We start from the raw sequence: 21,029 nt of genomic DNA, 5'->3' as shown, positions 1-21,029 counted from the left end.
CGCCCCTGCTTCGTTCTCTTCGAAAATATCCGGCCGGGCGTGGCCGCCTGGCTCAACGCCGCAGCAGAGAGAACGCCGCCGACGCCCCCCAGCCTGCCGCCACGGCCACGGCCAGGGACATCAGCCCGTAGATCAGCGATTGCTCGCGCGACAGGTTGTAGAGCCAGCGTTCCAGCCCGACCTTGCGCACCTCGATCATCGTCTCGTATTGCGACACGACCTCGCCCGCCCGGGTCAGGAAGATCCGGGTGACATAAGACCCTTCGGTCAGGTTCGCCGGCATCGAGATCGACGACCGGAACAGCGTGTGCTCGTCGATCGCCACGCCCCCTTCCAGCCGCTGGTAAAGCCCCTCGGCGGTGCGGATGCGCACCAGCGCCCGGGTGAAATTGGCCGCGTCGCGGATATGGGCCGGCGCGCCGACCGACCGGATCGCCCGGTCGATGGTGATGTTGTGGCGCAGGTTCTCGGTCGCGCTCAGCACCTGGGCCAGCGGGCCTGAACTGGCCACCGCGTAGAAACTCGGCGCCCGGTCGACCTCGACCGCATCGGTGTTCACCCAGATCCCCGCCCGTCGCGCCTTGCGCCGCACCATCACCGGCTGCGACGGCCCGGCCACGGTCAGCACCACTTCCAGCGGCGGATCCTCGACGATCGCCTCCTCGCGCTTGACCGCCCCAAAGACCAGGATCTGCGAGCCGTTGAAGCTGGTGGTGATCGACACCCGGTCGCTGGACAGGCCCAGCACGACCTCTTCGCCCCGGGCCGGCAGCGGCGCCATCAGCCCGGCGCCCCCGGCCGCCAGCCCCAGGCCCAGCACCATGGCCCGCAGCAGCCCGCGCATCAGTTCAGCACCGGGTTCAGGGAATAAAGCTCGCCCGGCCGCAACAGCAGGTCCAGCGCCAGCTTGCCACAGACCAGCAGGACCAGGCTGGCCAGCAGGATGCGCAGCTGTTCGGCCTTCAGCCGCAGCCCGATCTGGGTGCCGAACTGGGCGCCGATCACCCCGCCGATCAGCAGCAGCAGGGCCAGGATGGCATCGACGGTGTAATTGGTCGTGGCATGCAGCATCGTCGTGAAGGCCGCGACAAAGACGATCTGGAACAGCGACGTGCCCACGACAACCTTGGTCGGCATGTGCAGCAGGTAGATCATCGCCGGCACCATCACAAAGCCTCCGCCCACGCCCATGATCGCCGACAGCACGCCGACCATGCCCCCGACCAGCAGCGGCGGGATGACCGAGATGTACAGCCCCGAGGTGCGAAAGCGCATCTTGAAGGGCATGGCATAGATCCAGCCCTTGTGCCGCCGGTCGCGCGGCTTCTTGGGCCCGACCTTGCGCGCCCGGCGGATGGCCACCAGGCTTTCGACGAACATCAGCGCGCCGACGATGCCCAGAAACACCACGTAGGACAGCTGGACCAGCAGGTCGACCTGGCCCAGGCTCTTCATGTAGTTGAAGATCGAGATCCCGCTGGCCGAACCGACCAGCCCGCCGACGAGCAGCACGGTGCCCATCCTGAAATCCACCGTCCGCCTTCGGAAATGCGCCAGCAGGCCCGAGACCGACGAAGCCACGATCTGGTTGGCCTGGGTGGCCACGGCCACGGCCGGGGGGATGCCGATGAAGAACAGCATCGGCGTGGCCAGAAAGCCGCCGCCGACCCCGAACATGCCCGACAGGACGCCGACCAGCCCCCCGAGCCCGAGGATCAGGAAGGCATTGACCGAGACTTCGGCGACGGGAAGGTAAACCTGCATGGATCCACACTAGGCGCGGGGGCGCGCCATTGCACCCCCTCAGTTCTTGGCGGGCCGGGGCAGGCGCGGGCCCGCCCCGGGCCGGGTTTGGGTCAGCGTTCCTTGACGTAGGGCTCGCCGCCGGCGCGGGGCGGGATGGCCTTGCCCACGAAGCCGGCCAGGATGACCACGGTCAGGATATAGGGCAGGGCGTCCATGACCTGCACCGGGATGACCAGGCCGCCCAGGTTGATGTTCTGGTAGCGCAGGGCGATTGCCTGCAGCAGGCCGAACAGCAGGCAGGCCCAGAGCGCGTGCCAGGGCCGCCACTTGGCAAAGATCAGCGCGGCCAGGGCGATATAGCCCCGCCCGGCGGTCATTTCCTTGACGAAACCGGCCTGCAGGGCGGTCGACAGGTAGGCCCCGGCAATGCCGCAGAGCACGCCGCAGATCATCACCGCCGCAAAGCGCAGGCCCTTGACCGAGATCCCGGCCGTATCGACGGCCGCCGGGTTTTCGCCCACGGCCCGCAGGCGCAGGCCGAACCGCGTGCGGTAGAGCACCCACCAGGTCAGGGGCACCAGGGCAAAGGCCATGTAGACCAGGATCGAATGGCCCGAGATCAGCTCGGAATAGATCGGCCCGATGATCGGCACGCCGTCCAGCGCCTCGGCAAAGGGCAGGGTGATGCCCGTGAACCGCCCGCCTCCGGTCAGCGACGGCGTGCGCCCGCCCTGGCTGAACCAGTCCTGGGCGACCAGCACGGTCAGGCCCGAGGCCAGGAAGTTGATCGCCACGCCGGAAATCAGCTGGTTGCCGCGAAAGGTGATCGAGGCCAGCCCGTGCAGCAGGCTGAGCATCAGCGAGGCCGCGATGCCGGCCAGCAGGCCCAGCCAGACCGAGCCGGTCACATAGGCCACGGCGGCCGACAGGAAGGCCGCGGCCAGCATCTTGCCTTCCAGCCCGATGTCGAAGATGCCCGCGCGTTCCGAGAACAGCCCGGCCAGGCAGGCCAGCAACAGCGGCGTGGCAAGGCGGATGGTGGAATCCAGGACCTGGATGAGGGTGAGAAAATCCATGCCCGCTCCTATCGCTGCGACGTGGCCAGTTTGAAGGCGGCGAAGGCCAGGAAGACGCCCAGCCCCGCCTCGACCCAGCGCCGGCCGGCGGCATAGGCCCGGCGCACCGGGGCGGCCGACAGGGCCAGGGCCCAGAAGGCATGGCAGGCGAACGAGATCACCGCCGCGCCGGCCACGAAGGCCACGACCACGCCGGCGCTGCCGCCTTCGGTGGCCCCGATCGCGGCAATGGCCAGCCAGAAGGCAATGGCCTTGGGATTGGTGACCTGCAGCAGGTAGCCCTCGGCAAAGAGCCGCAGCGGGCCGGCGCGCGGGCTGTCGGCGCTCGACACGGCCGGTGGCCGGGCGGCCCGGCGAAAGGCGCCCCAGGCCAGGTAAAGCAGGTAGGCCGCGCCGGCCAGCCGCAGCAGCGACATGGCCCAGGCGGCCTGCGACAGCAGCAGGCCGACGCCGACCAGGGTCAGCAGGTTGATCGTCATGCTGCCCACGGTGATGCCCAGCGTGGTGATCAGCGCGGCCTTGCGGCCCTGGCCGTTGGCGATGCCCAGCAGCAGGGCCACCGCCGGGCCGGGCGACGAGGCCGCGACCAGCAGGATCGAATAGGCCGCGACGAACCCCGACAGATGGGCGTGCAGATCGCTCATGCCCGGCGCCTCCGCATGGCCAGGAACAGCCGTTCCAGCGGCATGCGCACCATGTTGTCCAGCGCCCCGGTGAACAGGATGACCAGTGCCTGGATCACGGTGATCAGCTCGCGCGGGATCGAGGTCCACAGGGCCAGCTCGGCCCCGCCCTGGTAGAGGAAGCCGAAGAGGATGGCCGCCAGGAAGACCCCGAAGGGATGGTTGCGCCCCATCAGGGCCACGGCGATGCCGATGAACCCGGCGCCTTCGGTGGCATTCAGCACCAGCCGTTCGGCCTCGCCCATGACGTTGTTGATGGCCATGCAGCCGGCCAGCCCGCCCGAGATCAGCATGGCGATCATGGTGATGCGGAAAGGCGAGATGCCGGCATAAAGCGCGCCGGGCTCGGATTTGCCGTAGGATCGGATTTCATAGCCCAGCCGGGTGCGCCAGATCAGCAGCCAGACCAGCACGCAGGCCACGATGGCCACCAGCAGGCTGACATTGGCCGGCGCGGCCTTGGAGAACTCGATGCCGAAGGGCAGCAGCAGCTCGTGCAGGGTGGGCAGGTGCATGGTCTCGGCAAAGCGGGCGGTGGCCGGTTCCATCGCGCCCTGGGGGCGCAGGACATTGACCAGCATGTAGTTCAGCAGGGCCGAGGCGATGAAGTTGAACATGATCGTCGTGATCACGATATGGCTGCCCCGCGCGGCTTGCAGGTAGGCCGGGATCGCCGCCCAGGCCGCGCCGAACAGGGCGGCCATGGCCGTGGCGCCCAGCAGGGCCAGCGACCAGTGGGGCCAGGGCACGTAGAGGCAGATCAGGGCCACGCCCAGCCCGCCCAGCATGGCCTGGCCTTCGCCGCCGATGTTGAACATCCGGGCGTGATAGGCCACCGACACGGCGAGGCCGGTGAACATGAAACTGGTGGCATAATAGAGCGTGTAGCCCCAGCCATAGGTCGAGCCCAACGAGCCCTGGACCATGAGCTTGAGCGCTTCGACCGGGTTTTCGCCGATGGCCAGGATGACCAGGGCCGACAGGAACGCGGCCAGCAGCAGCGAAATCAGCGGGATCAGGACCACGTCGGCCCAGCGGGGCATCTTGTCCATGTCAGGCGGCCTCCCCGGCGACGCCGGCCATCAGCAGGCCGAGTTCCTTTTCGTCGGTCTGGTCGGGCAGGCGTTCGCCCATGATGTGACCGTCGAACATGACCGCGATGCGGTCGGACAGCGAAAAGATCTCTTCCAGTTCGACCGAGACCAGCAGCACGGCCTTGCCGGCGTCGCGCAGGGCGACGATCTGCTTGTGGATGAACTCGATGGCCCCGATGTCGACCCCCCGGGTCGGCTGGCCGACCAGCAGCAGGTCGGGGTTGCGCTCGATCTCGCGGGCCACGACGATCTTCTGCTGGTTGCCGCCCGAGAAATTCTTGGCGGCCAGCCAGGCGTCAGGCGGGCGGATGTCGAACTTGGCGATCTTGGCCTCGGTATCGGCGCGCAGGGCGGCATTGTCCATCAGCGGGCCCTTGGAATAGGCCGGGTCGTGGTGATAGCCGAAGGCCACGTTTTCCCAGGCATGGAAATCCATGATCAGCCCCTCGCGCTGGCGGTCTTCGGGCACATGGGCGATGCCCTTGTCGCGGATCGCCCGGCCGTTGGCCCCGACCAGGTCGAGCGGCTGGCCGTTCATCAGCACGGTGCCGGTGCCCGGGCGCATGCCGCCCAGCACTTCCAGCAGTTCCGACTGGCCGTTGCCGGCCACCCCGGCGATGCCCAGGATTTCGCCCGCGCGGACGGTCAGGTCGATGCCCTTGACCCGCTCGACGCCCTTTTCGTCGCGCACGTGCAGGTCGCGGATGTCCAGGACATTGGCCCCGGGCCGGGCGGGCACCTTGTCGACGCGCAGCAGCACCTTGCGCCCGACCATCAGCTCGGCCAGCTCCTCGGGCCCGGTCTGGGCCGTGGTGCGGGTGGCCACCATCTGGCCGCGCCGCATGACCGAGACCTGGTCGGTGGCCTCCATGATCTCGCGCAGCTTGTGGGTGATCAGGATGATCGTCTTGCCCTCTTCGCGCAGGCGATGAAGGATGCGGAACAGCTGGTCGGCCTCGGCCGGGGTCAGCACGCCGGTGGGCTCGTCCAGGATCAGGATCTGGGCTTCGCGGTAGAGCGCCTTGAGGATCTCGACACGCTGTTGCATGCCCACGCCGATCTCGTCGATGCGCGCGTCGGGGTCGACGTTCAGCCCGTATTCCTGGGCCAGGTCGACCAGGGCCTTGCGGGCCTTGGCCAGCGACGGCCGCAGCAACCCGCCGTCCTCGGCGCCCAGGATGACGTTTTCCAGGACGGTGAAATTCTCGACCAGCTTGAAATGCTGGAAGACCATGCCGATGCCGGCGCCGATGGCCGCCTGGCTGTCGGGGATCTCGGTCGGCTGTCCGTTGATGTGGATCTCGCCGCTGTCGGCCTTGTAGAAGCCGTAGAGGATGGACATCAGCGTCGATTTGCCGGCGCCGTTCTCGCCGATGATGCCGTGGATCGTGCCCGGCATGACGCGGATGGAAATGTCCTTGTTGGCCTGGACCGGGCCGAAGGACTTGGAAATGCCCTTCAGTTCGATGGCGGGGGCGGTCATGGGGGTTTTCCTGTGCCGGCCGGGGCGCTCGCCGGTCCTTGCGGACCGTCTCGCGAGACGCGCATGGCAGAGCGCGGCGAGCGCCCCGGCCTTTTGCGGATCAGTGTCGGATCAGAACGAGAGGCCCGGGCAGGTCTCGTCCGACATGTAGTCGTGCACGGCCAGGTCGCCCGAGGCCATCTGCTCGGCCGCGGCATCGACGGCGGCTTTCATCTCGTCGGTGATCAGCTCGGCATTGTACTCGTCCAGCGCATAGCCCACGCCGCCGTTGCCCACGCCCATGACGTTGAAGCCGGTTTCCAGCTCGGCGCCGTCGGTGAAGGCATCGTAGACGGCATTGTCGACGCGCTTGAGCATCGAGGTCAGGACCTGGCCAGGATGCAGGTAGTTCTGGTTGCTGTCCACGCCGATCGACAGGATGCCCTCGTCGGCCGCGGTCTGCAGCACGCCCACGCCGGTGCCCCCGGCCGCGGCATAGACCACGTCGGCGCCCTGGCTGATCTGGGCCTTGGTCAGTTCCGAGCCCTTGACCGGGTCGTTCCAGGCCGCCGGGGTGGTGCCGGTCATGTTGGCGATGACAGTGGCCTCGGGGGTCACGGCCAGCACGCCCTGGGCATAGCCGCAGGCGAACTTGCGGATCAGCGGGATGTCCATGCCACCGATGAAGCCGACGGTGTCGCTTTCCGAGGCCATGGCCGCCAGCATGCCGACGAGATACGAGCCTTCATGTTCGTTGAACACGACCGAGCGCACGTTGGGCGCGTCGACGACCATGTCGATGATGGCGAACTTGGTGTCCGGGTAATCGGCCGCGACCTGGCCCAGCGAGTCGCCGAACGAGAAGCCGGCCATGACGATCGGGTTGGCCCCGGCCTCGGCGAAGCGGCGCAGGGCCTGTTCGCGCTGTGCATCCGATTGCAGCTCGATCTCGCGGAAGGTGCCGCCGGTCTCGTCGGCCCACCGCTTGGCACCGTTGAAGGCCGCTTCGTTGAACGACTTGTCGAACTTGCCGCCCAGGTCGAAGATCAGGGCGGGTTCGGCCATGGCAGCGCCGGCGCCCATGGCGGCAACGGCGGCAGCGCCAAGAAGTTTCGTCATAACACGCATGTTGGTGTACTCCCGGTTGGTTCGTCTTTTGGGGCGCGTGGCATGGCCCGGCCCGTTCTGGTTCAGATCGGCTGTGATCGGATCAATCAAAGACAAGGGCCACGCAGGGGGTCAACCCGTTTTTGCTGCCGCAGCAGAGCTTTCCCGGCCGGCCTGCCGCGACGTCCGCCACCGCCGGGGCAGAAGGCAGGCAGGGCGCGGGCCGGGCCGCGGGCGTGGCAAGGCGCGGCAGGTCGGCGGCGGGCCGGTGCGTTCCCCCGGCAAGGAACATGCGGGGCAGGGGCGCCGGGTCAGGGCTGGTCGGCCCGTGATGCGATTCGTCGGCAGCTTTGCGCGGCCCCGAAACCGGCCCCCGCCCGGCCCGGCGGGCCAGTGGGATTCGGGTGACGCAGGCGGACGCCACGTCATGTGGCCCGGCGACACGATTGCCCGTCCGGCAGGCGCCCGGGGGGGCGCTCCGGTGGCCAGGTGCCGGGTCATGCGCCGCGGGGCAGGGGCCGGGCACAAAGGCGAGTCGCACGGATGATGCGGGACGGGGCGCCAAAGGCCCGGTTCGGGGCAAGCCGTTGAGCGCAGGGGGGAAACGCCGGGCCGGGCGGGGGCCTTGCCCGCCGATGGCCGGGCACGGGCAAAGGGAAATGGCCATCGGCGACGCCGGATCCCAGGCGGGACGATGCCATCCAAAGTGGCTCATCTTGGCGAATGGGGGGTAATGGTGCTGCTGGAGAGAATTGAACTCTCGACCTCTCCCTTACCAAGGGAGTGCTCTACCTCTGAGCTACAGCAGCGCCGTGCGCGGCTCTCTAATGGCAATGGCGAGGGGGCGCAAGGGCTATCTGGACGGTTTTTTGCGGCTGCGATACAGAGAGGCATGACGGATAAGAAAAGCCCGTCGGGCGGCAAGAGACAGGCAACGACCAGGGAAGACCGGCTGAAGGCCGCGCTGAAGGCCAATCTGGCCCGGCGCAAGGCGCAGTCGCGTGCCCGATCGGCCAGTGATACGCCCCGCGACGGAGAAGGCGAAACGCCCCGAACGGCCGGCAACGAGGACTGACAGGCATGGATTCCATCATCGTGACGGGCAATGGCCCGCTGAACGGACAGATTCCCATCGCAGGCGCCAAGAACGCCTGCCTCACCCTGATGCCCGCGACGCTGCTCAGTGATGAACCGCTGACGCTGACCAACGCGCCGCGGCTGTCGGACATCCGCACCATGACGACCCTGCTGCAATCGCTGGGCGCCGAGGTGTCGACCCTGCACGACGGCAAGGTGCTGGCCATGTCCAGCCACGACCTCAACAACCTGACGGCCGATTACGACATCGTCCGCAAGATGCGGGCGTCGATCCTGGTGCTGGGCCCGCTGCTGGCCCGGGCGGGCGAAGCGGTGGTCTCGCTGCCCGGCGGCTGTGCCATCGGCGCGCGGCCGGTCGATCTGCATCTCAAGGCGCTCGAGGCGCTGGGGGCCGAGCTGGACCTGCGCGACGGCTATGTCCATGCCACCGCCCGGGGCGGCCTGAAGGGCGCGGTTGTCGAATTTCCTTTCGTGTCGGTCGGGGCCACCGAAAACGCCCTGCTGGCGGCAACGCTGGCCAAGGGCACGACGGTGCTCAAGAACGCCGCCCGCGAGCCCGAGATCGTCGACCTGGCCCAGTGCCTGCGCAAGATGGGCGCCCATATCGACGGCGAGGGCACCGACACGATCACCATCGAAGGGGTCGACCGGCTGTCGGGCGCGACCCATCCCGTGGTGACCGACCGGATCGAGCTGGGCACCTACATGCTGGCCCCGGCGATTGCCGGCGGCCAGGTCGAGCTGCTGGGCGGCCGGCGGGATCTGCTGAGCGCCTTCGTCGACAAGCTGGAAGAGGCCGGCGTGTCGGTGACCGACAGCGAGAACGGCATCACCGTCACGCGCAATGGCAACGGCATCCGGGCCGTCGACGTGACCACCGCGCCCTTCCCGGGCTTTCCGACCGACCTGCAGGCCCAGATGATGGCCATGCTGACCACGGCCGAAGGGGTCAGCGTGCTGGAAGAGAAGATCTTCGAGAACCGCTTCATGCATGCGCCCGAGCTGATGCGCATGGGCGCGCAGATCGATGTCCATGGCGGCACGGCCACGGTGACCGGCGTGTCCTCGCTGCGCGGGGCGCCGGTGATGGCCACCGACCTGCGGGCCTCGGTCTCGCTGATCCTGGCCGGGCTGGCCGCCGAGGGCGAGACCCGGGTCAACCGGGTGTATCACCTGGACCGCGGCTATGAGCAGGTCGAGGAAAAGCTGCGCGCCGTGGGCGCCATCATCGAGCGGGTGCCGGGCCAATGACCGAAGACGCCCGTTTCGAAGACGGCCGCGAGGCGCCGCTCTACCTCGGCGCGCTGGATGCCGAGGATCTCGGCGTGCTGGCCGCGCTGGTCCAGGACGCGGTCTTTCCGATCACCGAGATGACCTGGCGGCCCAAGGCCCGCCAGTTCGCCCTGCTGCTCAACCGCTTCCGCTGGGAAGACGCCCCGGCCGCCGAACGCCGGTCGCGCAGCTTTGAACGGGTGCAATCGGTGCTCAGCGTGGAAAACGTGCTGCGCGTGGCCTCGCAGGGGATCGACCGGGGCGACAAGGACATCATCCTGTCGCTGCTGTCGGTGAGCTTTGAGCCGGGCGAGGACGGCACCGGCCACGTGCTGCTGACCCTGGCCGGCGATGGTGCGATCCGCCTGCAGGTCGAAGCGCTCGACGTCACCCTGCGCGACGTGACCCGGCCCTACCAGGCGCCCTCGGGCAAGGCCCCCGAACACGGCGCGTGACGGCCGGCCACCGGGCGGAACAAGATTTTTCGAAAAATCTTGGCAAATTTCTTTGAAGAAATTTGGGCCGCCCGGCGGCTGGCGGCGCGCGATGATCCGATGGTCGCGGGGGTGGGGATCTTGAGCCTGCGCGCCCCGGCGGCTATCAGCCCCTGACACCACGAGGAACAGCAGATGCCGGTCTTTCTCAACAGCGCCGACGCGGATTTCGAAGCGGCCTTCACCGCCCTGCTCGGGGCCAAGCGCGAGGACAGCCCGGATGTCGACGACATCGTCGCCGGGATCATCGCCCAGGTGCGCCGCGATGGCGATGCCGCGCTGATCGCCCTGACCGAAAAGTTCGACCGGCTGACCCTGGCCGCCGACGGGCTGGCCTTTACCGCCGACGAGATCGACGCGCAGGTGGCGCGGGTTTCGGCCGAGGACCGCGCGGCGCTCGAGACGGCCGCCGCCCGCATCCGGGCCTACCACGAACGCCAGATGCCGTCGGACATGTCCTGGGAAGATGCCGACACGGCCACGCTGGGCTGGCGCTGGTCGCCGGTGTCGGCGGCCGGCCTCTACGTGCCCGGCGGGCTGGCCAGCTATCCGTCATCGGTCCTGATGAACGCCATTCCGGCCAAGGTCGCCGGGGTCGAGCGGCTGGCCATCACCGTGCCCACGCCCGACGGGGTGGTGAACCCGCTGGTCCTGCTGGCCGCCCGTCTGGCCGGGGTCGACGAGGTCTATCGCATCGGCGGGGCCCAGGCCATCGCGGCCCTGGCCTATGGCACCGAGACGATCCGGCCGGTCGACAAGATCACCGGGCCGGGCAATGCCTTTGTCGCCGCGGCCAAGCGCCGGGTCTTCGGCAAGGTGGGCATCGACATGATCGCCGGGCCGTCCGAGATCCTGGTCATTGCCGATGCCGACAACGATCCCGACTGGATCGCGCTGGACCTGCTCAGCCAGGCCGAACACGACGAAAGCGCCCAGGCCCTGCTGATCACCACCGATGCCGCCTTTGGCCAGGCCGTGGCCCGGGCCGTCGAGGCCCGGCTGGAAACGCTGGAACGCCGGGCCATCGCCGCGGCCTCGTGGCGGGATTTCGGCGCGGTCATCACCGTGCCCGACCTGGCCACCGCCGCCGATCTGTCGAACCGCATCGCGCCGGAACACCTGGAACTCTGCGTGGCCGATCCCCAGGCCCTGTCGGCGCTGTGCACCCATGCCGGGGCGATCTTCCTGGGCCAGTGGACGCCCGAGGCCATCGGCGATTACGTCGGCGGCCCCAACCATGTGCTGCCCACGGCGCGCTCGGCGCGGTTCTCGTCGGGCCTGTCGGTCATGGACTTCCTCAAGCGTACGACATTGGCACGGATGACTCCGCAGGCGCTCCGTGCTATCGGACCCATCGCAGAACGTCTCGCCCGTTCGGAAAGCCTCGAGGCCCACGGGCTTTCGGTGCGGGCCCGGCTCGACAAACTGAACAGGTAAGCGCCGATGTCCCATATCGCCGAGATCACGCTGGACGATTCCGCCCTGCCGCCGCCCACGCCCGAGATCGAGCAGGAGCGCAAGGTGGCCATCTTCGACCTGCTGGAGGACAACACCTTTGTCCTGCCCCAGCGCGACGAACGGGCGGTGCCCGACGGGCCCTACCGGGTCACCCTGTCGATCCGCGACAAGCGGCTGGTCTTCGAGGTCGACACGGTCGACGACACCAGGGCGGCCGAGTTCCACCTGTCGCTGGGGCCCTTCCGCCAGGTGGTGAAGGATTACTTCCAGATCTGCGAAAGCTATTTCGACGCGGTCAAGACCCTGCCGCCCAGCCAGATCGAAACCATCGACATGGCGCGCCGGGGCATCCATAACGAAGGCAGCCGGGTCCTGCGGGAACGGCTGGATGGCAAGGTGGAGGTCGACGAGGATACCGCGCGCCGGCTCTTCACCCTGATCTGCGTGCTCCATTTCGGGGGGTGAGGGCATGTCGGAACCGTTGCCGCAATCGGTTCTGTTCTGCTGCGACCACAACGCCGTCCGGTCTCCCATGGCCGAGGGGCTGATGAAGAAATTCTACGGCGAAGGCACCTATGTGCAGTCGGTCGGTGTCAAGAACGACATGGAGATCGACGGCTTTTCCGTGGCCGTCTGCGAAGAGATGGGGGTCGAGCTGGGCCGCCACCGCTCGCGGTCCTTCGACGAGATGGAACAATGGGGCGACGACCTGTCGTCCTTCGACCTGGTCATCGCCCTGTCCCCGGCCAGCCAGCGCCGGGCCCTGGAGCTGACCCGCTATTTCCACCTGGACGTGGAATACTGGCCGATCCTCGACCCCACGGGGCTGGGCGAGACGCGCAACGACAAGCTGGTGCAATACAGAAAGGCCCGGGACCAGATCGTCGGCCGTTTGACCGACCGCTGGGGTGGCCCGAGGGAGAAGACATGTCCGACATCGTGAAAACCTATTTCGAGGCGTTCAACGCCGGTGACGTCGCCGGGATGCTCGATTGCCTGGATGACGAGGTGGCCCACCACGTCAACGAAGGCAAGATCCGCGTGGGCAAGGCCCTGTTCGCCGAGTTCTGCGCGCACATGAGCCGCTGCTACAAGGAAGAGCTGACCGACATGGTCGTCTTCGAGGGCGCCGAAGGCACGCGGGCGGCGGCGGAATACGTGGTCAATGGCACCTACCTGGCCACCGACGCAGGCCTGCCCGAGGCCCGGGGCCAGGGCTATCGCCTGCCGGCCGGATCGTTCTTTGACATCAAGGACGGCAAGATCGCCCGGGTGACGACCTATTACAACCTGGCCGACTGGGTGGCCCAGGTCTCGTGATCACGGTTCGGGTCCTGACCGGCGCGGCGCTGGATGCCGCGCTGGATGACGTGGCCCGGCTGCGCATCCGGGTCTTCCGCGACTGGCCCTATCTCTACGACGGCGACGTCGATTACGAACGGCGCTACCTCCAAGTCTACCGCGACAGCGATGCGGCGGTGGTCGTGGGGGCCTTTGATGGCGACCGGCTGGTCGGCGCGGCGACGGGCATGCCCCTGGCCGATCATGCCGAGGATTTCGCCGAGGCCTTCGAAGGGTCGGGCATCGACATGACCCAGGTCTTCTACTGCGCCGAATCGGTGTTGCTGCCCGAATGCCGGGGCCAGGGCATCGGCCACCGGTTCTTTGACGAGCGCGAGGCCCATGCCCGCCTGCTGGGCCTGGCCCGGGTGGCCTTTTGCGGCGTGGTCCGGCCGGCCGATCACCCGTTGCGCCCGGCCGGGGCGCGGGCGCTCGATCCGTTCTGGCGGGGCAGGGGCTATGCGCCCGTGCCCGGTGTAGTGGCGCATTTTGCCTGGAAGGACATCGACCAGCCGGGCGAAACCGACCACCCGCTGCAATTCTGGATGCGCAGCCTTTAGGCCCGGTGCGCGGTGCCCCGGGATGCCGCGGCGTTGCGGCCGCTCTCTGGCCTTTGACTGCATGCCCTTGATCGCTGGTCCCTGGCCCCGGGTCGTGCCCCTCGCGTGTCCGGCCCCTTTCGCGCCGGGTTCGCCGGTCTGACGGTTTCGGTCCCCTCTACGCCCGGTTCTTCGGCCTGACGGGTCCGGTGCCCGGTCCGACCGGCCCGTTCCACACCGCGCCGTCTCCACCCGACCGGCCCCGCGCCGCCCAAACCACCCCACCCGCCGGCAGACCCCTGCCCGGACGCGGGCCGGGCCTTGCACGCGGCCCGGCGCCCGGCTACCGATGGGCCCATGAAAGTTGCCACCGCCGCCTATCCGCTCGACTGGCTCGACAGCTGGTCGCAATACGAAGACAAGCTTGCCGCCTGGTTTGCCGATGCCGCAGGGCAGGGGGCCGAGCTGCTGGTCTTTCCCGAATACGGGGCCATGGAACTGGCCACGCTCGACGGGCAGGACGTGGCCGGCGACCTTGAAAAATCGCTTTGGTCGGTGGCCGACAAGCTGGACGAGGCCGATGCCCTGCATGCCCGCCTGGCCGCCGAATACGGCGTTCACGTGCTGGCCGGGTCCGGCCCGGCCCGCCACGATGGCGCCCGCCCGGTCAACCGCGCCCGGCTGATCTCGCCGACCGGCCAGATCGGCATCCAGGACAAGCAGATCATGACCCGCTTCGAAGCCGAGGATTGGGACGTGGTCGGCGGCTGCCCCCTGCGCATCTTCGACACGGCCCTTGGCCGGATCGGCGTGCTGATCTGCTATGACAGCGAATTTCCCCTGTTCGGCCGCGCGCTGCGCGAGATTGACGTGCTGCTGGTGCCATCCTGCACCGAGGCCCTGGCCGGCTATTCCCGCGTGCGCATCGGGGCCATGGCCCGGGCGCTGGAACAGCAATGCGTTTCGGTCATGTCCTCGCTGATCGGCCGGGCCGAGTGGAACGAAGCGGTCGAGATCAACACCGGCCGGGGCGGGGTGTTCTGCCCGCCCGACCGCGGCTTCCCGATGACCGGCGTGCTGGCAGAGGGCGTGATGGATGCGCCGGGCTGGACCCTGGCCGATATCGACCTGGCGGCCATTGCCGATGTGCGCGCCGATGGTGTCGTGCTCAACCGCCGCCACTGGGACGACCAGGCCGGCCGCGACGGCCCGCCCGAGCCGGTCGCGCTGCGCTGATCCGGCGGCCCCTGCGGGGGCGGCCCGCGCGGTGACGGAACGTTCCGGCCGGTCCCCGGTCGCGCTGTTGGCGCAACCGGAATCAATCCACTTGAATTCACCCCGGCAAAGGTCCATTTAAGGCGCGCCCGTAACTTGGCGGGCGAGCAAGGATGGAGACAACATGGCCAAGGAAGATACGCTCGAATTTCCCGGTGTCGTGAAGGAACTCCTGCCCAATGCGACGTTTCGGGTCGAGCTGGACAACGGCCATGAAATCATCGCTCACACGGCAGGAAAGATGCGCAAGAACCGGATTCGTGTTCTTGCCGGCGACCGGGTCCAGGTGGAAATGACCCCCTACGACCTGACCAAGGGCCGAATCAACTATCGCTTCAAGTGACGGCCCTTCGGCGTCGATGCGGCTGATTCTGGGCTCTGGCTCGCCGCGCCGGCGCGATCTGCTGGCGCAGCTGGGCGTGGTGGCCGATGACATCCGGCCGCCCGATATCGACGAAACGCCGGCCGCGGGCGAATTGCCCCGGCCCTATTGCGCGCGCATGGCGCGCGAGAAGGCGCAGGCCGTGACGGCCGCGCCCGATGACCTCGTGCTGTGTGCCGATACCACCGTCGCCCTGGGCCGGCGCATCCTGGGCAAGCCCGCGGATGCCGGCGAGGCGGCGGAATTCCTCTTTGCCCTGTCGGGCCGGCGTCACAAGGTCATCACGGCCGTGGCCCTGCGCCTGGGCGACCGGCTGTGGGAACGCGACGTGGTCAGCGCGGTGCGCATGAAACGGCTGTCGGATGTCGAGGTGAATGCCTATCTCGCCACCGGCGACTGGGACGGCAAGGCCGGCGGCTACGGCATCCAGGGCCCCGCCGGGGCTTTCATCCCGTGGATCGGCGGATCGTTCACCGGCATCGTCGGTCTGCCCCTGGCCGAGACGGCCGGGCTTTTGCAGGCGGCGGGCTATCCGCTCTACCAGGACAGGTAAGGAACACCGACCATGAAGGGACGCCAGATCCTGCTCGACCACCTGGGCGACCGCGAGGCTGCGGCGCTGATGGTCGACGGCCAGCTCGACGACCTGCTGATCGACGGCGACGCTCCGGCGCCCGGCACGATCTATCGCGCGCGGGCCGACCGGCCGGTCAAGGGCCAGGGCGGCATGTTCCTGTCCACGCCCGACGGCTCGGCCTTCCTGCGCCAGGTCAAGGGCCTGTCGCCGGGCGAGAACCTGCTGGTGCAGGTGACGGGCTATGCCGAGCCGGGCAAGGCCATGCCGGTGACCACGCGAATCCTGTTCAAGAGCCGCTATGCCATTGTCACCCCCGGCGCGCCGGGGCTGAACGTGTCGCGGGGCATCCGCGACGAGGACGAGCGCGACCGGCTGCTGGAAATCGCCCATGAGACGATGGGCGAGGGGGCCGGGGGCGAGGGGGCCGGCGATCTGGGCCTGATCGTGCGGACCGGGGCCGAGGGCGCCGAGGCCGGCGAGATCGCCGAGGACATCGCGGCCATGGCCGAGCTGGCCCGCCGGGTGATGGGCGATGCCCAGGGCGCGCCCGAGAAGCTGGTCGAAGGCGACGGGCCGCACCTGCTGGCCTGGCGCGACTGGACCGACCCGGCCGAGGTGGTGTCGGACAAGGGCTGTTTCGACAGCCACGGCGTGACCGAGGCGATCGACGCGGCCCGCGGGCCGCGGGTGCCGCTGGCCGGTGGCGGCACGATGTATGTCGAGCCGACGCGGGCGCTGGTGGCCGTTGATGTCAACACCGGGGCCGACGGGTCGATGGCCGCCGGTCTAAAGGCCAACATCGCCGCCGCCCGGGCGCTGCCCCGGGCGCTGCGCGTGCGTGGGTTGGGCGGGCAGGTCGTGCTGGACCTGGCGCCGCTGCCCAAGAAGGAACGCCGGATCTTCGAAAGCGCCCTGCGCGCGGCGTTCAAGTCGGACCCGGTGGAAACCGTGTTCTCGGGCTGGACCCCGCTGGGCAATTTCGAATTGCAGCGCAAGCGCGCCCGCCTGCCGCTGGCGTGACCCGGTTGCCCGTGGCGTGAGGGGGCCGTGGCTGGCGTGAAGCGGTTGCCTCTGGCCTGCCCGTTTGTCACGGGCGCGCCCTGGTGGCCGCTGGCTTGCCCCATCTGTCCGCAACTGGCGCATCCGACTGCCGTTGGCCCGAGCCGCCTGCCTCAAACGCGTCGGTTGCCTCTGGCTTGCTCCGTCCAATTGGCCCAGCCGCCCCGGCCTGCCGCTGGCCTCGGCCTTCTGTCTCAAACGTGACCCGTCTGCCGCCGTAGGGTGGGTGCTTGCACCCACCGCCCCCTTCCATCCACTGGGCGCCCGGAACGGCCACCTGAGGCCGGGCAAGGGGCCTATTCGGGACGTTCGCAGAACATGGAATACAGCACGCCGATCATCTCGCGCGTGTTGTCATCGGCCAGGGCGTAGTGGATCGTCTTGCCGTCGCGCCGGGTCGACACCAGCCCTTCGTCGCGCAGCCGGGCCAGCATCTGGCTCACCGCCGCCTGGCGCATGTCCAGCAGCCGCTCCAGCTCGCCCACCGATTTCTCGCCCCCGCCGAGATGGCACAGGATCATCAGCCGCCCCTCATGGGCCAGCGTTTTCAGGTAGGCCGCCGCACGGGCCGCGGAATCGGCCATGCTGACGGGCGCGTCGGGCGGGATCGTGTCGGTGTCTTTCAAGGCTCAGGCGTTCGGCGCGGCGCCGGGTGGGGACCGGCGGTTCCAATCTGGCCGCATAATGCCCCAAGTGGATCGGCCCTGTCACCCCTTCTCGGCATGCCCCCGCCTGTCCGGCCGCCGTGGCCCCGCGCGATGCCCGATCCGGCGGCTCCGGCCCGTGTCCCAGACCTATGGCCCCATCGGCTGCCCCCGGCGCCCTGCACCGGCGGATGCTGAAACGGGGCATTCACCCGGGTAACCTGGCCGCAAGATATAGCCGGACGACCTAGGTGGGCGGGGGCTCGGACGGCCCGGCGCGCAGAAAGACGGCCAGGCTGGCCACGACCAGCAGCCCGGCCAGCACGAAGGGCGCACCGGGAAAGTGCAGCGCCGCGCCATCATGGGTGAAGGCCGCGAAGATCGAGGTCATGACCAGCGGCGACAGGATCATCGCCAGGGCATTGGCCGACACGATCACCCCCTGCAGCGCGCCCTGTTCGTCATCGCCGACGCGCCGGCTCATCAGGCCCTGCAGGGCGGGGATGGTGATCGCCCCGAAGGCGGCCAGCGGGGTCAGGACCAACAGGCCCGTGCTCCAGGGCATGACGACAATGGCCACGAAGGCGCAGATTTCAAACCCTTGGCCGAGCACGACCGTCCGCCATTCTCCCCAGCGCCGCAGGGCCGGGCGGATGAACCCGCCCTGCACCAGGGCCACGGTGATGCCATACAGACCCAGCGACAGGCCGATGACCTGCGGCGTCCAGGCAAACCGGGCCTGGGTGAAATAGGCCCAGACGGCCGAATAGGAATTGATGGCCAGCTGGTAGAGCAGCAGCACGACCAGCAGGGTCAGGATGCCGGGCAGCCGGGCCATGTGGCGAAAGGCGCCAAAGGGATTGGCCCGGCGCCACGAGAACGGCCGGCGGATGCGGTCGGTCACGGTTTCGCGCAGGGCATAAAGCCCCAGCAGCCCGTTCATCATGGCCAGGGCGGCGGCAGCATAGAACGGCGCGCGCGGGCCAAATTCGCCCAGCAGCCCGCCGATCAGCGGACCCAGGACAAAACCCGCGCCGAACGCCCCCGAGACCAGCCCGAAATTGGCCGCTTTCTGCCCCGGCTCGGAAATGTCGGCCATGTAGGCCGTGGCGGTGGCATAGGTGGCCGAGGTCAGCCCGCCCAGCATCCGGCCCAGCAGCAACAGCCAGATCGAGCCGGCCGTGGCCATGACCAGGTAATCCACCCCCAGCGCAAAGAGCGACACCAGGATCACCGGGCGCCGGCCGATGGCATCGGACAGGCTGCCGACCAGCGGGCCGAACAGGAACTGCATCACGGCAAAGGAGGTCGACAGGATGCCGCCCCAGACTGCCGCTTCGGCCAGCGACCCGCCCCGGACATCCAGGATCAGGTCGGGCATCACGGGCAGGATCAGGCCGACACCCATGGCATCGATCATGACGGTGAACAGGATGACAGCAACGGGTAGGCGCAAAATGTCCGTCCAGTGTATTTCGCCTACCAGCTAGGCGCGGGGGCCCGTTCAGGTCAATCTTTCTTGCCGGTGGCCGTAGCGGCACGGCGGGAAAAGGCCCGGGCCTCCTCCGGCGCCTGCCCCATTTGTGTACGCGGATCGAAGAGATCGCCGGGCAGGTCGGGATACTGGCCGGCCGCGACCTCGGCCAGGGGCCGGCCGCTGGCCGTGGCCTCGCGGCACAGCGCCTTGACGGCGGCCTGGGCCTCGGGCCGGGGCATGGTCCGGGCCAGGGCAAAGGACAGGGCCTCGGCCATCATCATCTGGCCCGGCCCGTCAAAGACCCGTGCCATGGCCGCCGTGTCGGGTGCCAGCGAACCGGCCAGCCGCAGGGCCGTCCCCGCGCCGGCGGCCGCGCCCAGCACCAGCTGGGGCAGGGCCATCCATTCGGTGAACCAGGCCGCGCCGTCACGCTGGTAACGTTGCATCCCCGCCGCCTGCAGCGCGCCGTGCAGGGCCGTGGCCTGCCGGGCCAGGGCCACCAGCACCGAGGGTCCGACCGGGTTCTGTTTCTGCGGCATGGTCGAAGACCCGCCGGCCCCGCCCAGGCGGATCTCGCCGAGGTCGGACTGGGCGTGCAGGGTCAGGTCTTCGCCCATCTTGCCCAAGGCCAGCGACAAGCGGGTCAGCCAGTCGGCGATGCGCAGCACCGGGCCGCGATCGGTGTGCCAGCTGCGGCCGGGATCGCGCAGGGCCAGCGACTGGGCCAGGGCCGCGCGGATCTGCGGGGCGCTGTCGCCCAGGGCCGCCGAGGTGCCCGCCGCACCCGACAGCGACACCAGCAGGCAGCTGTCGCGCAGGGCCGGCAGCTCGTCCAGCAGGTCGAGCAGCGGCGCGCCCCAGCCGGCCACCACCGCGCCAAAGGCCGTGGGCGTGGCGTGCTGGCCATAGGTCCGGGCGGCCATCGGCGTTTCGGCATGATCCGTGGCCAGCCGGCCCAGGGCCTGCAGCGTGGCGATGACATCGGCCTCGATCAGCGTCAGGGCCTGGCGCAGGCGCAGCATCAGCCCGGTGTCGGCGATGTCCTGCGACGTGGCGCCCCAATGCACGTGGGGCCGGGCCTCGGGCGCGGGAATGGCTTCGCGAAAGGCCGCCACCAGCGCCGGCACCGACACGCCGTTGGTGCCCGTGGCCTCGGCCAGGGCGGCGGGGTCGATCTGGGCTTCCATCGCCGCGCGGTGGATCTGGGTCGCGGCGGTTTCGGGGATCACGCCCAGCCCGCCCTGGGCCCGGGCCAGCGCGCCTTCGACCAGCAGCATGGCCCGGATCTCGGCGGTATCGGTGAACAGGCGGCCGACCTCTCCGGCTTGGAAGAGACGACCGTAGAGAAGGCTGTCGAAGACAGATCCGGGCATGGGACCTCGCTTGGGTTGGAACGTCAGATATGGCCGATTTCGCGCAGGAAATCACCCAGGATGGTGGCATAATCGGCCGGCGCGTCGACCGGCGGCAGATGGCCGGCCCCGCGCATCAGGCAAAAGCGCGCCCCGGGCACCAGATCGACCGTTTCGCGTACCAGGTCGGGCGGCGTGGCGCGGTCCTCGGACCCGGCGATGCCCAGCAGGGGCAGGCGCAGCGAGGCCGTGGGCGTGTAGAAATCGGTGCCCGCGATGGCCAGGCAACAGGCGGCATAACCCCGGGCGGGCTGGGCGATTAGCATCTCGCGGCAGCGCGCGGCCTGCGGCCCGGACAGGGCACGCGGCGGCAGCCAGCGCGCGAGGATCCCGTCGGCCAGAGGCTCCAGCCCGCGGGCCTCGACGACCCGGGCGCGGTCCTGCCAGATCTGGCGGGTGCCGATCTTGGCCGCGGTGTTCGACAGCACCAGCCCGCGCACCAGGTCCAGCCGCTTGACGGCCAGGCCCTGGGCGATCATGCCGCCGATCGACAGGCCGACGACCACGGCATCGCGCAGGTCCAGGTGGTCCAGCAGGGCCTCGGCATCCTTGACCAGCGCGCCCATGGTGCAGGGCGCATCGGGCAGCGAGGACCGGCCATGGCCGCGCTTGTCATAGCGGATGATGCGCAGGCCGTCGGGCAGCAGGGGCAGCAGGTCGTTCCAGAGCCGCAGGTCGGTGCCCAGCGAATTGACCAGCAGCAGCGGCGCGCCGTCCTCGGGCCCGTCGAGGCGGTAATGCAGCTGGACGTCGCCCAGGTCGGCAATGGTCATGCGTCGGTCCCCTTGGTGGCCCGGCCGCCGGGATCGGGCCGTTGCCGGCCGTGATAGGCC

Annotated in this window: 23 protein-coding genes and 1 tRNA gene; 12 read left to right on the top strand and 12 right to left on the bottom strand. The window is 69.1% G+C overall.

Features of this window, described 5'->3' with window-relative positions; translation table 11 throughout:
* Positions 1-52: 52 nt before the first annotated feature.
* The 8 genes from ACK3BB_RS20145 to ACK3BB_RS20110 all read right to left on the bottom strand — a co-directional run bounded on the left by ACK3BB_RS20145 (position 53) and on the right by ACK3BB_RS20110 (position 7,977).
* Complete coding sequence (locus tag ACK3BB_RS20145) at positions 53-844, bottom strand: TIGR02186 family protein (RefSeq protein WP_428926430.1); 792 nt, start codon at positions 842-844, stop codon at positions 53-55.
* Complete coding sequence (locus tag ACK3BB_RS20140) at positions 844-1,764, bottom strand: sulfite exporter TauE/SafE family protein (RefSeq protein WP_428926429.1); 921 nt, start codon at positions 1,762-1,764, stop codon at positions 844-846. Before ACK3BB_RS20140 ends, ACK3BB_RS20145 begins: the two co-directional genes overlap by 1 nt.
* Positions 1,765-1,856: 92 nt before the next feature.
* A complete protein-coding gene (locus ACK3BB_RS20135; RefSeq protein ID WP_428926428.1) occupies positions 1,857-2,822 on the bottom strand; it encodes an ABC transporter permease in 966 nt (321 codons plus the stop codon).
* Positions 2,823-2,830: 8 nt separating this feature from the next.
* A complete protein-coding gene (locus tag ACK3BB_RS20130) occupies positions 2,831-3,466 on the bottom strand; it encodes a LysE family translocator (RefSeq protein ID WP_428926427.1) in 636 nt (211 codons plus the stop codon).
* Positions 3,463-4,557: an ABC transporter permease gene (locus ACK3BB_RS20125; RefSeq protein ID WP_428926426.1), complete on the bottom strand. Its 1,095-nt coding sequence runs from the start codon at positions 4,555-4,557 to the stop codon at positions 3,463-3,465. Before ACK3BB_RS20125 ends, ACK3BB_RS20130 begins: the two co-directional genes overlap by 4 nt.
* 1 nt (position 4,558) lies before the next feature.
* Positions 4,559-6,082: an ABC transporter ATP-binding protein gene (locus ACK3BB_RS20120; RefSeq protein ID WP_428926425.1), complete on the bottom strand. Its 1,524-nt coding sequence runs from the start codon at positions 6,080-6,082 to the stop codon at positions 4,559-4,561.
* Between the two features lie 111 nt (positions 6,083-6,193).
* Entirely contained in the window at positions 6,194-7,189 is a 996-nt protein-coding gene (locus ACK3BB_RS20115) for a BMP family lipoprotein (RefSeq protein ID WP_428926424.1), read from the bottom strand.
* A gap of 713 nt (positions 7,190-7,902) precedes the next feature.
* Positions 7,903-7,977: transfer RNA gene (locus ACK3BB_RS20110), tRNA-Thr, on the bottom strand.
* Positions 7,978-8,060: 83 nt separating this feature from the next.
* Here ACK3BB_RS20110 and ACK3BB_RS20105 point away from each other — a divergent pair.
* The 12 genes from ACK3BB_RS20105 (at position 8,061) to ACK3BB_RS20050 (ending at position 16,624) form a co-directional block, all read left to right on the top strand.
* Positions 8,061-8,243, top strand: coding sequence for a hypothetical protein (locus tag ACK3BB_RS20105; RefSeq protein WP_428926423.1), 183 nt, complete (start codon positions 8,061-8,063; stop codon positions 8,241-8,243).
* A 5-nt stretch (positions 8,244-8,248) separates the two neighbouring features.
* Entirely contained in the window at positions 8,249-9,517 is a 1,269-nt protein-coding gene (gene murA / locus ACK3BB_RS20100; RefSeq protein ID WP_428926422.1) for a UDP-N-acetylglucosamine 1-carboxyvinyltransferase, read from the top strand.
* Entirely contained in the window at positions 9,514-9,993 is a 480-nt protein-coding gene (locus ACK3BB_RS20095) for a DUF2948 family protein (protein WP_428926421.1), read from the top strand. The genes murA and ACK3BB_RS20095 overlap by 4 nt, the downstream gene beginning before the upstream one ends.
* 174 nt (positions 9,994-10,167) lie before the next feature.
* Positions 10,168-11,469: a histidinol dehydrogenase gene (gene hisD / locus ACK3BB_RS20090; RefSeq protein WP_428926420.1), complete on the top strand. Its 1,302-nt coding sequence runs from the start codon at positions 10,168-10,170 to the stop codon at positions 11,467-11,469.
* 6 nt (positions 11,470-11,475) lie between these two features.
* Positions 11,476-11,955, top strand: a complete 480-nt coding sequence (locus ACK3BB_RS20085; RefSeq protein WP_428926419.1) for a UPF0262 family protein — start codon at positions 11,476-11,478, stop codon at positions 11,953-11,955.
* Positions 11,956-11,959: 4 nt separating this feature from the next.
* On the top strand, positions 11,960-12,433 hold the full coding sequence (locus tag ACK3BB_RS20080) for a low molecular weight phosphatase family protein (RefSeq protein ID WP_428926418.1): 474 nt from the start codon (positions 11,960-11,962) through the stop codon (positions 12,431-12,433).
* Positions 12,418-12,810, top strand: a complete 393-nt coding sequence (locus tag ACK3BB_RS20075) for a ketosteroid isomerase-related protein (protein WP_428926417.1) — start codon at positions 12,418-12,420, stop codon at positions 12,808-12,810. The genes ACK3BB_RS20080 and ACK3BB_RS20075 overlap by 16 nt, the downstream gene beginning before the upstream one ends.
* A complete protein-coding gene (locus ACK3BB_RS20070) occupies positions 12,810-13,391 on the top strand; it encodes a GNAT family N-acetyltransferase (protein ID WP_428928771.1) in 582 nt (193 codons plus the stop codon). The genes ACK3BB_RS20075 and ACK3BB_RS20070 overlap by 1 nt, the downstream gene beginning before the upstream one ends.
* Positions 13,392-13,727: 336 nt before the next feature.
* Entirely contained in the window at positions 13,728-14,606 is an 879-nt protein-coding gene (locus tag ACK3BB_RS20065; protein ID WP_428926416.1) for a carbon-nitrogen hydrolase family protein, read from the top strand.
* Between the two features lie 163 nt (positions 14,607-14,769).
* Complete coding sequence (gene infA / locus ACK3BB_RS20060; protein WP_023849011.1) at positions 14,770-14,988, top strand: translation initiation factor IF-1; 219 nt, start codon at positions 14,770-14,772, stop codon at positions 14,986-14,988.
* Between the two features lie 16 nt (positions 14,989-15,004).
* Complete coding sequence (locus ACK3BB_RS20055; RefSeq protein ID WP_428926415.1) at positions 15,005-15,580, top strand: Maf family protein; 576 nt, start codon at positions 15,005-15,007, stop codon at positions 15,578-15,580.
* 12 nt (positions 15,581-15,592) lie between these two features.
* Positions 15,593-16,624: a ribonuclease E/G gene (locus ACK3BB_RS20050; RefSeq protein ID WP_428926414.1), complete on the top strand. Its 1,032-nt coding sequence runs from the start codon at positions 15,593-15,595 to the stop codon at positions 16,622-16,624.
* Positions 16,625-16,959: 335 nt separating this feature from the next.
* On the opposite strand, the gene ACK3BB_RS20045 is transcribed toward ACK3BB_RS20050, so the two are convergent.
* The 4 genes from ACK3BB_RS20045 to pcaD all read right to left on the bottom strand — a co-directional run bounded on the left by ACK3BB_RS20045 (position 16,960) and on the right by pcaD (position 20,969).
* Complete coding sequence (locus tag ACK3BB_RS20045) at positions 16,960-17,247, bottom strand: ArsR/SmtB family transcription factor (protein ID WP_428928770.1); 288 nt, start codon at positions 17,245-17,247, stop codon at positions 16,960-16,962.
* A 307-nt stretch (positions 17,248-17,554) separates the two neighbouring features.
* Complete coding sequence (locus ACK3BB_RS20040) at positions 17,555-18,763, bottom strand: MFS transporter (protein ID WP_428926413.1); 1,209 nt, start codon at positions 18,761-18,763, stop codon at positions 17,555-17,557.
* A gap of 53 nt (positions 18,764-18,816) precedes the next feature.
* A complete protein-coding gene (locus tag ACK3BB_RS20035; protein ID WP_428926412.1) occupies positions 18,817-20,157 on the bottom strand; it encodes a lyase family protein in 1,341 nt (446 codons plus the stop codon).
* A 23-nt stretch (positions 20,158-20,180) separates the two neighbouring features.
* A complete protein-coding gene (gene pcaD / locus ACK3BB_RS20030; RefSeq protein WP_428926411.1) occupies positions 20,181-20,969 on the bottom strand; it encodes a 3-oxoadipate enol-lactonase in 789 nt (262 codons plus the stop codon).
* Positions 20,970-21,029 lie beyond the last annotated feature (60 nt).

This window comes from Marinibacterium sp. SX1 (assembly GCF_050389775.1).
Classification (GTDB): domain Bacteria; phylum Pseudomonadota; class Alphaproteobacteria; order Rhodobacterales; family Rhodobacteraceae; genus Marinibacterium.
This window is presented reverse-complemented; position numbering and strand designations above follow the sequence as displayed.

What these genes read in the sequence shown, in the direction of transcription:
- ACK3BB_RS20135 (WP_428926428.1), bottom strand. Translation starts at nt 2,822, where the DNA reads ATGGATTTTCTCACCCTCATCCAGGTCCTGGATTCCACCATCCGCCTT.
- hisD (WP_428926420.1), top strand. Translation starts at nt 10,168, where the DNA reads ATGCCGGTCTTTCTCAACAGCGCCGACGCGGATTTCGAAGCGGCCTTC.
- ACK3BB_RS20115 (WP_428926424.1), bottom strand. Translation starts at nt 7,189, where the DNA reads ATGCGTGTTATGACGAAACTTCTTGGCGCTGCCGCCGTTGCCGCCATG.
- ACK3BB_RS20055 (WP_428926415.1), top strand. Translation starts at nt 15,005, where the DNA reads ATGCGGCTGATTCTGGGCTCTGGCTCGCCGCGCCGGCGCGATCTGCTG.
- murA (WP_428926422.1), top strand. Translation starts at nt 8,249, where the DNA reads ATGGATTCCATCATCGTGACGGGCAATGGCCCGCTGAACGGACAGATT.
- ACK3BB_RS20095 (WP_428926421.1), top strand. Translation starts at nt 9,514, where the DNA reads ATGACCGAAGACGCCCGTTTCGAAGACGGCCGCGAGGCGCCGCTCTAC.
- ACK3BB_RS20035 (WP_428926412.1), bottom strand. Translation starts at nt 20,157, where the DNA reads ATGCCCGGATCTGTCTTCGACAGCCTTCTCTACGGTCGTCTCTTCCAA.
- ACK3BB_RS20120 (WP_428926425.1), bottom strand. Translation starts at nt 6,082, where the DNA reads ATGACCGCCCCCGCCATCGAACTGAAGGGCATTTCCAAGTCCTTCGGC.
- ACK3BB_RS20105 (WP_428926423.1), top strand. Translation starts at nt 8,061, where the DNA reads ATGACGGATAAGAAAAGCCCGTCGGGCGGCAAGAGACAGGCAACGACC.
- ACK3BB_RS20075 (WP_428926417.1), top strand. Translation starts at nt 12,418, where the DNA reads ATGTCCGACATCGTGAAAACCTATTTCGAGGCGTTCAACGCCGGTGAC.
- ACK3BB_RS20145 (WP_428926430.1), bottom strand. Translation starts at nt 844, where the DNA reads ATGCGCGGGCTGCTGCGGGCCATGGTGCTGGGCCTGGGGCTGGCGGCC.
- pcaD (WP_428926411.1), bottom strand. Translation starts at nt 20,969, where the DNA reads ATGACCATTGCCGACCTGGGCGACGTCCAGCTGCATTACCGCCTCGAC.
- ACK3BB_RS20130 (WP_428926427.1), bottom strand. Translation starts at nt 3,466, where the DNA reads ATGAGCGATCTGCACGCCCATCTGTCGGGGTTCGTCGCGGCCTATTCG.
- ACK3BB_RS20125 (WP_428926426.1), bottom strand. Translation starts at nt 4,557, where the DNA reads ATGGACAAGATGCCCCGCTGGGCCGACGTGGTCCTGATCCCGCTGATT.
- ACK3BB_RS20085 (WP_428926419.1), top strand. Translation starts at nt 11,476, where the DNA reads ATGTCCCATATCGCCGAGATCACGCTGGACGATTCCGCCCTGCCGCCG.
- infA (WP_023849011.1), top strand. Translation starts at nt 14,770, where the DNA reads ATGGCCAAGGAAGATACGCTCGAATTTCCCGGTGTCGTGAAGGAACTC.
- ACK3BB_RS20080 (WP_428926418.1), top strand. Translation starts at nt 11,960, where the DNA reads ATGTCGGAACCGTTGCCGCAATCGGTTCTGTTCTGCTGCGACCACAAC.
- ACK3BB_RS20065 (WP_428926416.1), top strand. Translation starts at nt 13,728, where the DNA reads ATGAAAGTTGCCACCGCCGCCTATCCGCTCGACTGGCTCGACAGCTGG.
- ACK3BB_RS20140 (WP_428926429.1), bottom strand. Translation starts at nt 1,764, where the DNA reads ATGCAGGTTTACCTTCCCGTCGCCGAAGTCTCGGTCAATGCCTTCCTG.
- ACK3BB_RS20045 (WP_428928770.1), bottom strand. Translation starts at nt 17,247, where the DNA reads ATGGCCGATTCCGCGGCCCGTGCGGCGGCCTACCTGAAAACGCTGGCC.
- ACK3BB_RS20050 (WP_428926414.1), top strand. Translation starts at nt 15,593, where the DNA reads ATGAAGGGACGCCAGATCCTGCTCGACCACCTGGGCGACCGCGAGGCT.